Consider the following 12,326-nt stretch of genomic DNA (forward strand, 5'->3'; position numbering starts at 1 on the left):
GGCACATGCTATTGGCGTAACTTTTCAGATTTTCTTAATGCACATCGAAATTCCTGAAATAAGCAGGAAAATCATGGGCTTCTGCGGTGCCGGACGCCTTGAAGGGCCTTCAGACGCGCCAGAAAGGGTCGACGGCATTGAAGCGCTTCCAGAGACGGATCGCCCCCTTCCAGGCTTTCTCCGCCCGCTCGCCGTGCCAGGCGATCACGCGAGCGGCCGCTTCCCCCACCGCACCTTCGCCCGGCATATCGTCGAGGATCAGATGAGCGGTCGCGACGTCGTTCAGCCCGCCAAACACATCCTGCATTTCGCCGAGATGCTTCAGATAAGGCTTCACCTCGCCAGCATCGTAGAGCGAGGAGAAAAAATGCAGTCCATAACGAAGCTTCTTCAACTGTTTGCGCAGGTCGTGACGCGCCTCGCCTTCAAGCTTCTCGAAGTCGCGACCGCGCTTTGCAACCTTGGCGAGGCGCTTGTCGAGAGCTTCTGCCGCGAAGATCCGCGCCAAGGCCGGCGCCTTGCGTTTCAAGCGCCAATCCTGCTCGGCAAGGAAAAGGCCGTATTCAAGCAGGAAGCGCGTATAACGGCGCGAGCGCAACGCGGTAAGTGCACGTTCCCATTTCTCGGCCCGTTTTTCTTCGGCCAGCGCCTGCAGTTTTTTGAAGCCTGCGCCGCGCGGCGTCACCGGCGCAACAATCTCGGTAACGAAGACGTCGAAATCACGGGCGGGCCCAAGTTCGTTCGCAAGCCATTTGGCTTCCGCCGCGAGCTTGTCCGCCTGCGCGCCGCCGATGACGGGGCGGAAAATTTCGAAGGCCGAGCGTGCGCGGCGAAGCGCGACGCGCATCTGGTGCAATCCTTCGGGCAGCCGCGCATCGACGGCGGCGGCTTCGTTGGCCGTCATGTGCACGAGGCAATGGCGGAGCACCGCTCCATAGGCATCTTCAAGCGGCGCATTGTGATCGAGCAGCAGCGGCTCGGCTTTCACGGCGACGGGCGCGCGTGGACGCAACAATGCAAAGCCGCGTTCGGATTTGCTTTTCGTGCCGACGCGCAGATCGGCAACTTCGTTCAGGTCGAGCGCGATCCGGTAGAGACTTGCGGGACTGCCTGCCTTCAGTTCCAGTTCGATCTCGCTGACCTGCGCTTCGCCGCCATTCGCCTGCAGGGCGCCGAGGTCGAACGCCATCTCGATCAGATCGCCATTTTCGGTCTGGAGATTGTGGATGGTGCGGCGAATATCGCTGACGAGGCGCGCGCCGATCGCGTCGCCGTTCGCAAGCTTCTGGATGCGCGCCTTGAGCGCTTGCGGCAATTTGTTGAGATCGGGCTTTTCCGCACCGCGTGGAAGACGCACTTCATACTCGCCCGTATCCCTCGCAAGGGCGCCTGTAGCGCCGCCTGAGGCGCCGGATTCCGTTTTCAAGGTCTGCACACAGGCCGCACCGGCGCGGCGCAAGCGCAACGCAAAACCGTGATCGCCCAGCGCGAGGCTTTTCGTATCAAAATAGACGGAGTGGAGATGCTTGCCCGTTGCGCGGCCCTGCTTCAGCTTGAGCAATGATGGCGCCTGCCTGATCCGGTCAAGCTCGACGGGCTCGCAAAGAAGCTTCAGTTCGATTTCACGTTCGGACATAAATGCGCCGCTCGCGCCACTTGCGGGGGGAAGGGAAAGCCGGACCCAAGCAGCCGCATTCTGCCGAGTGATTGGACAATGCGCAATCTGCGCTTGCGCCAGAAACGCTTCCTGCGACGCTTCGTCCGTAGGTGCAGTGCCGAAGAACCAAATTGGCACTATAGGTTGATGTTCAGAGGCGGATGGGAAGACCTGCTTCCGCCATATGCGCCTTGGCTTCGCCGATCGTGAACTCGCCAAAATGGAAAATCGAGGCCGCGAGGACAGCGCTCGCATGGCCGTCGCGAATGCCTTCGACGAGATGGTCGAGCGTGCCGACGCCGCCCGAGGCGATAACGGGCACGGGAACGGCATCGGCCACCGCGCGGGTCAGGGCAATGTCGAAGCCGGATTTCGCGCCGTCCCGATCCATTGAGGTGAGCAGGATTTCGCCCGCGCCCAGCTCGCAGACCTTAACGGCATATTCAACCGCGTCGATGCCGGTCGGCTTGCGCCCGCCATGGGTGAAGATTTCCCATTTGCCGGGGCCGGTCTGCTTTGCATCGATGGCGACCACGATGCATTGATTGCCGAATTTTTCCGCAGCCGCCTTCACGAAATCGGGGTTGAAGACGGCGGCCGTCATGATCGAGACCTTGTCGGCACCGGCAAGCAGAAGCTGGCGCACATCCTCGATGGTGCGAACGCCGCCGCCGACGGTAAGCGGCATGAAGCACTGCTCCGCCGTGCGGCGGACGACATCGAAGATGATCGCGCGTTCTTCGTGGCTCGCCGTGATGTCGAGGAAACAGAGTTCGTCCGCACCCGCCGCGTCATAGGCGCGCGCGGCTTCGACAGGATCTCCCGCGTCGCGCAGATCGACAAAGTTCACGCCTTTGACGACGCGGCCATCCTTCACGTCGAGACAGGGAATGAGGCGAGCCTTCAAGGTCACGCAACACCTCGCAGGAGCTTCAGTGCTTCCGAAGGATCGAGCCTGCCGTCATAAAGCGCCCGGCCGGAGATCGCGCCTTCTATCCCCGAACAATTGGCCGCGATGAGCTTTTTCAGATCTTCGATTGATGAAAGCCCACCCGACGCGATCACGGGAATGGAGATGGCGTCGGCAAGTGACACCGTTGCCTCGATATTGAGGCCCTGAAGCGCGCCGTCGCGGTCGATATCGGTATAGATGATGGCGGCGACGCCCGCGTCCTCGAAGCGGCCGGCCATGTCGAGAACGGTGAGGTCGGAGACATCCGCCCAGCCCTCGGTCGCAACGCGGCCGCCCTTGGCGTCGAGGCCGACGGCGATGCGGCCCGGAAATTTGCGGCACGCCTCGATCACCAGAGCGGGGTTCTTCACCGCCGCCGTGCCGATGATGACGCGGCGGACGCCCTTTTCGAGCCACATCTCGATGGTGGCGAGGTCGCGGATGCCGCCGCCGAGCTGGGCGGGGATCGAGATCGCGGCAAGAATGCTTTCGACGGCGGCGGCGTTCACCGGCTTTCCTTCGAAGGCACCGTTCAGGTCGACAAGATGGATGTATTCGAAGCCTGCTTCCTCGAAGGCGCGCGCTTGCGCCGCTGGATCGTCATTGAAGACGGTCGCCTGGTCCATCAGCCCATGTACGAGACGGACGCATTGGCCGTCTTTCAAATCGATTGCGGGAAAGAGGATCATCTATTTTCTTTCAGGGACGCCACTTCAGGAAATTGCCGATCAGCGTAAGACCGAGGGTCTGGCTTTTTTCCGGGTGGAACTGCGTGCCCGCCATGTTGTCGCGCGCGATCATCGCGGTAACGCGGCCGCCGTAATCGGTGTTGGCGACGATGTCATCGGGGGATGCCGCATCGAAAAAATAAGAGTGGACGAAATAGGCATGGAGGCCCTTGTCGCCGGTTTCGACACCGTCGAGCAGCGGATGGGGACGTTCCTGTGCCAGCGTGTTCCAACCCATATGCGGAATTTTGAGGTTGGGATCGGCGGGCGTCATTTCCACAACATCGCCCTCGATCCAGCCGAGCCCCTCATGGACACCATGTTCGAGGCCGCGCGTCGCCATCAATTGCATGCCGACACAGATGCCGAAAAAGGGCTTTCCTTCCTTTCGCACCGCTTCGGTCAGCGCATGCGCCATGCCCGGCACGGCGCGCAGGCCGGCAGCACAATCGCCGAAGGCGCCGACGCCCGGCAGCACCACGCGGTCGGCGCCGCGCACCGCATCCGGGTCGCTCGTCACCATGACATCGGCGGACAGGCCGGCGTCGCGCGCCGCCCGTTCGAACGCCTTGGCGGCAGAGCGGAGATTGCCCGAACCATAATCGATAATCGCAACCTTCATGAGCTCAGCCTCCCGCTTTCGGGAAGAGGCCGAAAATTCGTTCGCTGCCCGATGTCTCGGCGGGAGGCGCGCGACGGGGCCAGACCGGGCCCGGCTCGGATGGCGCCGCAGGCACAACCTCCAGCGGGCCGTCCCATCTCGCGAAGAAGTTCCGTTCCGCCTCCTCGAGAGAGCTGCCGCCGACAATGCCGGTGAGGCGATAGCCCTTCCGCTCAAGCGTCCAGCGGCGGATATCGTTCGCCTCGAAGCCGAGCAGGAGTTGCAGGGCGAGCGAGCAGACTGTCGCCGCCTCGGCTCCGAGCAGCCTTTCCACGATGAAGGAGGTGGCGGCGACCAGAAGGAGCCAGAAGCCGAAAGCGATCCAGAGCCGCTGCCAGAGAAGCCATGCCCATGAGAACAGGAAGGCCGGAAAGGAGAAGCCCTCCTTGACCAGCACCAGCCCTGCGCCGTCGAGCGGCGCGCCTTGAAGCTCGTGGACCGTGTAAATACGCATGGAACCGGTTCCGCGCGTCAGGGCGTAACGCCTGACGTTCGGCCTCTATCTATGACAGACGGTGCAAAAAGGCCAGCCGCGCGGGAGGCCGGAACCCGAAAATCAGTTTCCCAGCACGCCCTTGGTCGAGGGAATGCGGTTCGCCGCGCGCGGGTCGATCTCGATCGCATCGCGCAGCGCCCGGGCAAGGCCCTTGAAGCAGCTTTCGACGATGTGATGGTTGTTGTCGCCATACATGTTTTCAATATGCAGCGTGATGCCCGCATTCTGCGCAAATGCCTGGAACCACTCCTTGAAGAGTTCCGTGTCCATGTCGCCGAGCTTCGGCTTTGTGAAGCCAACCTTCCAGATGAGATAGGGGCGCTGCGATACGTCGATCGAGACGCGGGTGCAGGTTTCGTCCATCGGGATGATGGCCGTCGCATAGCGGCGGATGCCCTTGAAGTCGCCCAGCGCCTTGCGTACGGCTTCGCCGATGACGATGCCCGTATCCTCGGTCGTGTGGTGGAAATCGATGTGGAGGTCGCCCTGCGCGCGCACCTTCAGGTCGATCAGCGAATGACGGGAGAGCTGCTCCAGCATGTGATCGAGAAAGCCGATCCCGGTATCGACGTCATATTCGCCATTACCGTCGAGATCGAGCGAGACAAAGACGTTGGTCTCCTTGGTCTTGCGCTCGACGGTGGCGATGCGGGTATCGCTATCGGTCTGCATAGGTCCGGCTTCCGGTTCGGGGGCGGGCTTGGTCGCGGCCGCTTTTAGCAGGCGTGCAGGCGCCAGGCCAGCCTGATTACTTGAAGTACCGATTCAGATTGAATGACAAATGCTTACGGGGCGTTAACCAATATATTAGAGCACTTCTCATCCACTACTTTAAGTAGCTCCTAATCACGATCCGAAGCAAGTCCTAAGTCATTGATTCAAATTGTCGGCTTTTTCTTTGCTGGTATTTGCCCAAATCCGACCCCACAAGATATGGGACGTTCGCCGCCAGCCTTTCCTCAGTAGAGATTCTTCTTCGCATCCTGGTTAAGGCCCATATCGATGATCTTCGCAGGGATGAGCAGCTTCAGCTGGTCGCGAATGATCTGGCCGAAGCTCGGCATTTTCTCGCGCGGGACATGTTTTGAGGAGTCCCACAGGCCGGAGCGTTTCAGCGCCTTAGTGCAATGGAAGAAGACCTCCCGCACCTCGATAATCATGACGGAGCGAGGCTTTTTCCCGTCCACCGCGAAGCGTTCCATCATCTCCGGGTCCAGCGTCGTTTTCGCCACGCCGTTCACCCGCAGCATTTCCTCGAAGCCCGGCACGAAGAAGAGCAGGCCGACGGAGGGCGACTGCGCGATGTTTGAAAGCGTATCGATCAGATTGTTGCCGGGCCGGTCCGGCATGGCGAGATGCGTGTCATCCAGCACATGAACGAAGCCCTGTTCGCCGCCGCGCGGGGAGACATCGGCCAGTCCGTCCGGGCGCGAGGTGCCGATGCACAGAAAGGGCGAAAGGCCGATAAAGGTCCGCGCATGCTCTTCGAGCGCCGGGAGCACCTTGCCTCTCGTCTGGCCGGGATCCGGATAGACAGTGCGGAGTGCGTCTTCGGTTTTCAGTTCAACGGACATTCGGCTTCCCCCAGCAAAGAGTTCGTGTTTGAGAAAGACTATCATTCTCAAAGGCAAGATGCCACGGGGTTGACCCGGTGGCGCGAAGCCGCCACATGGTAGCCAACTCACCCTCCCATTGCAGGAATTCTCCATGACGAACGACCCCATCAACTGGCACGGCACAACGATCCTGACCGTGCGCAAGGGGGGCAAGGTCGTGATCGCGGGAGATGGCCAGGTATCGATGGGCGACACGATCATGAAGGGGAATGCCCGCAAGGTCCGCCCGCTCGGCAAGGGCGACGTGATCGCGGGTTTTGCCGGCGCGACCGCCGATGCCATGACCCTCTTCGAGCGGCTCGAGGCGAAGATCGAGCAATATCCCGGGCAGCTCACCCGCGCCTGCGTCGAGCTCGCCAAGGACTGGCGGACCGACCGTTTCCTCCGCCGCCTCGAGGCGCTGATGATCGTCGCGGACAAGGAGGCGACCCTCGTCCTTACCGGCAATGGCGATGTACTGGAGCCCGAAAGCGGCGTGGTGGGTATCGGCTCCGGCGGCAATTACGCCCTTGCCGCGGCTCGGGCCCTGATCGACATGGACCTCAGCGCCGAGGAGATCGCCCGCAAGGCCATGGGCATCGCAGCCAGCATCTGCGTCTACACCAATAACAACCTCACTGTCGAAAGCCTCGACGCCTAGTCCCAGCCCTTTCGTTTCGTGCCGTCTTTGGAGTTGCCCCTGCCATCATGACCAGTTTTTCCCCGCGTGAGATCGTTTCCGAACTCGATCGCTATATCGTCGGACAGCGCGACGCCAAGCGCGCCGTCGCCATTGCGCTCCGCAACCGCTGGCGGCGCCAGCAGCTGCCGGATGCCTTGCGCGACGAAGTTCTGCCGAAGAACATCCTGATGATCGGACCGACCGGCGTCGGCAAGACGGAAATTTCACGCCGCCTCGCGAAGCTTGCCGAAGCGCCCTTCCTGAAAGTCGAGGCGACGAAGTTCACCGAGGTCGGCTATGTCGGCCGCGACGTGGAACAAATCATCCGCGACCTCGTGGAAATCGCCCTCGCCATGACGCGCGAACGCAAACGCAAGGATGTGCAGGCGAAGGCGCATGTCGCCGCCGAAGGCCGCGTTCTCGATGCGCTGGTCGGCGCCAATGCGAGCGAGGCAACGCGCGAGAGCTTCCGCCGCAAGCTTCGCGACGGCGAGCTGGACGAAAAGGAAATCGAGGTCGAGGTGGCAGATAGCGGCGGCGGCATGCCGACCTTCGACATTCCCGGCATGCCGGGTTCGCAGATGGGGATGATCAATCTCAGCGACATCATGGGCAAGGCCTTTGGCGGCCGAACGAAGACGCGGCGCATGGCCGTGCGCGACAGCTATGACGTGCTGGTTGCGGAAGAAAGCGACAAGCTCCTCGACCAGGAGCAGCTCACCCAGGAAGCGATCCGTTCGGTCGAGAACAATGGCATCGTCTTTCTCGACGAGATTGACAAGATCTGCGCCCGCGCGGAGCGGCAGGGCGGCGATGTCAGCCGCGAAGGCGTGCAGCGCGACCTGCTGCCGCTGATCGAAGGAACGACGGTCGCGACCAAGCATGGCGCGGTGAAGACCGATCACATTCTCTTCATAGCGTCAGGCGCGTTTCACATTGCCAAGCCCTCCGATCTGTTGCCGGAACTGCAGGGCCGTCTTCCGATCCGCGTCGAATTGCAGGCGCTCAGCAAGGACGACATGCGCCGTGTGCTCACCGAACCGGAAGCGAGCCTCATCAAGCAATATGTCGCGCTTCTGAACACGGAAAACGTGACGCTGGATTTCACCGATGACGGGATCGACGCCATTGCAGACATTGCCACCTCCGTCAATTCGACGGTCGAGAATATCGGCGCGCGCCGGCTCCATACGGTGATGGAACGCGTTCTCGACGAGGTGAGCTTCGCCGCCACCGACAAGGCGGGCGAGACGGTAACGATCGACGGCGCCTATGTGCGCAAGCATCTCGGCGACCTGTCGAAGAACACCGACCTGTCGAAATTCATTCTCTAGGCGTCTCCCCGCCCGGCTGGGCCGGGCGGGGATGCCGCTTCTAGATCTCGCCCTTGGACGCCATCTCCATGTAGCTCGTATCGATGCGGAGCTTCACATTGCTCTCGTCGCCGAAGACCGTACCGTCCGCAAGCTCGATGCCGATGTGACCGGCATCCTTTGCGTCCGGTCCGAGCAGGCCTTGCGCGAAGGCGAAGCCGGCGACGCTTTCGACACTGGCCGCCATCTTCGGGCCTGAAAAATCCTCGACGCCTTCCGCCGCATCGTAGAAATACGTCGTCGCGATCTGGCTTTCGAAATCGGCGAGGTCGGTGCCGGAGGCTTGCGCCATATAGGTGCGGGCGGCGATGCCCTCGGCATCGTCTTTTTTCATGATCGCCAGCGTCTCGAACCAGATGCCGGCGAGCGCCTTGCCGAAATCCGGGTTCGCCTTCAGCACATCCGTATTGACAACAACGATGTCCTGAACTTCGCCCGGCACTTCGGATGAATTGAAGACCGAGGTGATGCCGGGCATCTGGTTCATCTGGCTCGTTGCCGGGTTCCACGCAACCACGACCTCGACTTCGGGCGTCGAGAAGGCGGCGACGAAATCCGCATCCGCGATATTCGCCGTCTTGATGTCGCTTTCGGTCAGGCCTGCCTTCGCGAGCGCAAGCGACAGCATGTAGTGCGAAACGGAATACTGCACGAGATGCACCGTCTTGCCCTTGATGTCGGCCAGCGTCTTGCCTTCACCCTTGATGAAGATCGCGTCATTGCCGTTGGTATAGTCGCCAAGGATGATCGCGGTGGTATCGACGCCGCCGGCAGCGGGAATGGTCAGTGAATCCATGACCGTGTTCGCGACGGCATCGTAAGCACCGGCGGTATACTGGTTGATGGACTCGATATAATCGTTGATCTGTACGACCTCGATCTCGATGCCGTATTTGTCCGCCCATTTGTCGACGATGCCGGCATGCTCGGCATAGGCCCATGGCATGTAGCCGGTGTAGAGAGACCAGGCCAACTTGAAGGATTTTTTCTCCTGCGCCGCGGCTTGTCCCGTGAGAGAGAGAGAAAGAACAAGCATGGCGAGAACCGCCATGACCGTTTTCCGGAAGATCGATAGGTGCAGCATGAGATTTCCTTTCACTGCCTGTCGCGATTGAACCTTTTCTTCCGGTCGTCCCCTCTGACGCGCCTCCGGTCTTCACGCCGGTTCGCGTTCCTTGCGGCCAAAGGCCGTCGCATGGTTTTCGCTTTCGGGAAGCGCAAGCGCGCCCGAAGCGACGAGCTTCTTCAGGTAGGAAAATGTCCGCATGGTCTGCGTGACGAGGTGGCCGCCCGCGACATAGCTTGGATAGCGTGCATCGCCGTCGGTGAATTGCGGCAGTGGCTCGATCACCGTGTCGTAGTCGAGCGCGCAGAAGAGCGGAAAGGAATAGCGTTCATCCGGCACGTTGCGGACGCGGTGCGGTGTCGCGATGAAACGGCCATTGGTCAAGGCTTCCAGCATGTCGCCGATATTGATGACGAAGGCGTCTTTCACGGGCGGCGCGTCGATCCAGCGTCCTTCGGCGTTCATGACTTCAAGGCCCGGCGCCGTCACATGAAGGATCGTGAAGCATTCGTAGTCGGTGTGGGCGCTGATACCCCAATCGGCGACGCGGGCGGGATCGGCCGGATAATGCACGAGACGCAATTGCGACGGCGGCTTCGTCAGCAGGGCTTCAAAATAGTTTTCGTCAAGCCCGAGTGCCAGCGCGAAGCCCCTGAAGATGGTGTGGCCAAGCGCCATCGCCGCTTCGTAATAGGCATAGACGTCGCGGCTCATCTGCGGCAGTTCGGCCGGCCACTGGTTCGGCCCCAGCATCCGGTAGCCGATGACGTGATCGGGATCGTCTTCCGGGAGTTCGACGGAAAGGTCGAAGGCTTCCTTCTTGTCGGTCTTTTTCGGATCGGCGCCGTCGTAGAAACCTTCCTCGCCGGTCGGCACATAACCGCGATGGGCGCGCGACTTGCCGATATAGCGTTCCATCTTCCGGTCGAGCGGCAGCGCGAAGAACTCGGCCGCACGCGCTTCGAGCGTCGCGATCATCTCTGCCGGAATGCCGTGTCCCTTCACATAGAGAAAGCCGACATTGCTCGCGGCCTCGGCCATTTCGGCGGCGACTTTCCGCTTCGCCGCCTCGTCATCTGAAAAGAGCGGCGCAATATCGATGACGGGAATATGCGTAAAGGCGGTGCCCTTGGTCTCGATCTCACTCATGACTGAACTCCGTTCGGCAAAAAGTCGAGCGCGGGCGTACCGCGCAGATCGGTGATTTCCCAGAAGCGGGCTGCCGGTTTTCCATCGCGGTCGGTATCGGCGGTTTGCAGTGTCTGGCCTCCGAGAATCGGAGAGAGCGGTTTTCCCTCACGGAAGGGCAGGCTCGAGCGTTGCAGGATCCAGCCGGCGCTCGTCACCGCACCTTGCGAAATTTCGCAATCGAGAAAGCTTTGCGCCGCCGCGATGTCCTCCGCCCCCGCCAGACAATCGAGAAGCGACATCCCGCCCGGCACGTCGTAGAGCCGCTCGCGGGCGAACATGAAAAGACTGCCCATCCGGACGATGGCGCCCTTCTGGCCGGTGTCGCGGTCACGCAGTTTCGCACCCCAGCAGGGTGTCGTGCCGATCGGCTCGCGGTGCCAATGCTCGATATAGGGAATGTCCTTCCCTTCCTCGATCATGGTCTCGCCCTCGATCCAGAGCTTTCCCATATCCGAATAGACGGCCTGCGGCTGGAAATCGATATCGCGGCGCCATTCGAACCAGCCATCCTCGTGAACGAGTTCGCCCGCGAAGCCTTCCTGCCGCGCCAGCCAGTCCATGCCCTCCGGCGTGAGCTCTGCGAGGGAGGCGGTGTTCGAGAAATCCGGCCGGCCTTCCGGCTGGCGAAGGTCGAGATAAAGCCCCGGTCCCTGAAACCAGTTCACCCAGGTCGTCGTATCGCGGCGGCCATCCGGCCAGGCGATCAGCGAGCGGCTCCACAGGCCCGGCAAAGTGTCGAGGGAGGGTTCGGGGAGAGGGGTCTTCGAGAGCGGTTCAGCGATCGACATGGGGCAATCCGTCTATGAATGCCTCATGCTGCGCTGCGGCAGGTCATTCATCTAGAGAGGAAATTCAGATGACACTCATAGATGTAATCTATGACTCCGCTGGCCGCTCCCTTAGCCTGCTCGTAATTTCCGCGAGGAACAGCTCGGTGGGCGTGTTGCGGGCAGGCTCGTCGCGGGTGACGAGATAGACCTGATAGGTCGGCAATACGTCTTCAGGCAGCAGTGGCCAGAGCGCGCCCTGATTGTCCAGCGTTTCCGCCACGCAAGTCGGCAGGAAGCCGATCCCGACGCCCAGCTCGATCAGCCGCTTTGCCTCATGCAGGTTCTCGGCGAAGCCGCCGGTCCGCCGGCCAAGCCCATAGCGGCGGCGGAAACTCGCCAGGTCTTCCGGCTCGTCCTCGCCCGTCATGACAAAGGCCTGGTCGGCGAGATCGGAAGGCTGCGGCACGCTCATGCCGTAAAGCGCATGCGTCTTGTGGCAATAGAGCTGCTGCACTTCCTTGATGAGCGGCTGGTAGCGAAGCGCGGGATCGGGCGCGCTATCGACGGCGATGCCGACTTCCGCCTCGCCCGATTTCAGCGCCGCGATTACCTCGCGCCAGGGCGCCACATCTATATGAATGCCGACACCGGGATGATGGCGGTGGAGCGCGGCCAGTGCCGCGTCGAATTCCGGCGAGACGACCGACGACATCATGCGGATGTTGATTGCACCCTCGACCAGTCCCGCCGCCGTTTCCACCTCATGGGGCGCGGCGCGGACCGCGCCCATCATGGTTTCGCAAAGGTCGAACAGCGCGCGCCCCGCCGGCAGCAACTCGACGCCCTGCGCGGTGCGCCGCAGAAGCGCCGTGCCGAGATGATCCTCCAGCCGCTTCAACCCGGCGCTGACGCTTGGCTGCTGCCGGTTGAGCCGCCGCGCCGCCACGCCGATGCCGCCCGCACGCACGATCTCGTGGAAGAGCTGAAACAGGTTCCAGTCCACCCGGCGCGCGAAATTCGCATCGCTCTTCTCTTTGGTCTTCTTGCTGTCGCTCATGATTGCTTCTGTGCCGTGACGGCAAGGAAAGAGGGCTTCATTGAAGCCGCTGGCGGTCCCCGCGTCCATGGCGAGTGAAAAGAATCCGCAGGCGAATC

General features: G+C 61.7%; 13 protein-coding genes. 2 read left to right on the forward strand and 11 right to left on the reverse strand.

The window, feature by feature from the left end:
- Nucleotides 1–109: 109 nt before the first annotated feature.
- The 7 genes from PLAV_RS06265 to PLAV_RS06295 form a co-directional block, all read right to left on the reverse strand.
- Nucleotides 110–1,636, reverse strand: coding sequence for a CYTH and CHAD domain-containing protein (locus PLAV_RS06265; RefSeq protein ID WP_012110120.1), 1,527 nt, complete (start codon nucleotides 1,634–1,636; stop codon nucleotides 110–112).
- A gap of 172 nt (nucleotides 1,637–1,808) precedes the next feature.
- On the reverse strand, nucleotides 1,809–2,570 hold the full coding sequence (hisF, locus tag PLAV_RS06270) for an imidazole glycerol phosphate synthase subunit HisF (RefSeq protein WP_012110121.1): 762 nt from the start codon (nucleotides 2,568–2,570) through the stop codon (nucleotides 1,809–1,811).
- The gene (gene hisA, locus PLAV_RS06275) at nucleotides 2,567–3,298 is read right to left on the reverse strand and encodes a 1-(5-phosphoribosyl)-5-[(5-phosphoribosylamino)methylideneamino]imidazole-4-carboxamide isomerase (protein ID WP_012110122.1); all 732 of its coding nucleotides are present in this window, start codon (nucleotides 3,296–3,298) and stop codon (nucleotides 2,567–2,569) included. Before hisA ends, hisF begins: the two co-directional genes overlap by 4 nt.
- A gap of 10 nt (nucleotides 3,299–3,308) precedes the next feature.
- On the reverse strand, nucleotides 3,309–3,959 hold the full coding sequence (gene hisH / locus PLAV_RS06280) for an imidazole glycerol phosphate synthase subunit HisH (protein ID WP_012110123.1): 651 nt from the start codon (nucleotides 3,957–3,959) through the stop codon (nucleotides 3,309–3,311).
- Nucleotides 3,960–3,963: 4 nt separating this feature from the next.
- A complete protein-coding gene (locus tag PLAV_RS06285) occupies nucleotides 3,964–4,452 on the reverse strand; it encodes a DUF2628 domain-containing protein (RefSeq protein WP_012110124.1) in 489 nt (162 codons plus the stop codon).
- A 102-nt stretch (nucleotides 4,453–4,554) separates the two neighbouring features.
- The gene (hisB, locus tag PLAV_RS06290; RefSeq protein WP_012110125.1) at nucleotides 4,555–5,166 is read right to left on the reverse strand and encodes an imidazoleglycerol-phosphate dehydratase HisB; all 612 of its coding nucleotides are present in this window, start codon (nucleotides 5,164–5,166) and stop codon (nucleotides 4,555–4,557) included.
- 287 nt (nucleotides 5,167–5,453) lie between these two features.
- Nucleotides 5,454–6,068: a pyridoxamine 5'-phosphate oxidase family protein gene (locus tag PLAV_RS06295; protein WP_012110126.1), complete on the reverse strand. Its 615-nt coding sequence runs from the start codon at nucleotides 6,066–6,068 to the stop codon at nucleotides 5,454–5,456.
- 133 nt (nucleotides 6,069–6,201) lie between these two features.
- On the opposite strand from PLAV_RS06295, the gene hslV reads away from it, so the two are divergent.
- Both hslV and hslU read left to right on the forward strand, forming a co-directional pair.
- Nucleotides 6,202–6,750, forward strand: coding sequence for an ATP-dependent protease subunit HslV (gene hslV / locus PLAV_RS06300; RefSeq protein ID WP_012110127.1), 549 nt, complete (start codon nucleotides 6,202–6,204; stop codon nucleotides 6,748–6,750).
- Nucleotides 6,751–6,797: 47 nt separating this feature from the next.
- Nucleotides 6,798–8,105, forward strand: a complete 1,308-nt coding sequence (gene hslU, locus PLAV_RS06305) for an ATP-dependent protease ATPase subunit HslU (protein ID WP_012110128.1) — start codon at nucleotides 6,798–6,800, stop codon at nucleotides 8,103–8,105.
- Between the two features lie 40 nt (nucleotides 8,106–8,145).
- Here hslU and PLAV_RS06310 read toward each other — a convergent pair whose 3' ends face one another.
- The 4 genes from PLAV_RS06310 to PLAV_RS06325 form a co-directional block, all read right to left on the reverse strand.
- Entirely contained in the window at nucleotides 8,146–9,228 is a 1,083-nt protein-coding gene (locus PLAV_RS06310; RefSeq protein ID WP_012110129.1) for a putative urea ABC transporter substrate-binding protein, read from the reverse strand.
- 72 nt (nucleotides 9,229–9,300) lie between these two features.
- Nucleotides 9,301–10,359: an isopenicillin N synthase family dioxygenase gene (locus tag PLAV_RS06315; protein WP_012110130.1), complete on the reverse strand. Its 1,059-nt coding sequence runs from the start codon at nucleotides 10,357–10,359 to the stop codon at nucleotides 9,301–9,303.
- The gene (locus PLAV_RS06320; RefSeq protein WP_012110131.1) at nucleotides 10,356–11,189 is read right to left on the reverse strand and encodes a hypothetical protein; all 834 of its coding nucleotides are present in this window, start codon (nucleotides 11,187–11,189) and stop codon (nucleotides 10,356–10,358) included. The genes PLAV_RS06315 and PLAV_RS06320 overlap by 4 nt, the downstream gene beginning before the upstream one ends.
- A gap of 88 nt (nucleotides 11,190–11,277) precedes the next feature.
- Nucleotides 11,278–12,228: a LysR family transcriptional regulator gene (locus PLAV_RS06325; RefSeq protein ID WP_012110132.1), complete on the reverse strand. Its 951-nt coding sequence runs from the start codon at nucleotides 12,226–12,228 to the stop codon at nucleotides 11,278–11,280.
- Between the last annotated feature and the right edge of the window lie 98 nt (nucleotides 12,229–12,326).

The sequence above is a fragment of the Parvibaculum lavamentivorans DS-1 genome (assembly GCF_000017565.1).
In the GTDB taxonomy this organism is placed as follows: domain Bacteria; phylum Pseudomonadota; class Alphaproteobacteria; order Parvibaculales; family Parvibaculaceae; genus Parvibaculum; species Parvibaculum lavamentivorans.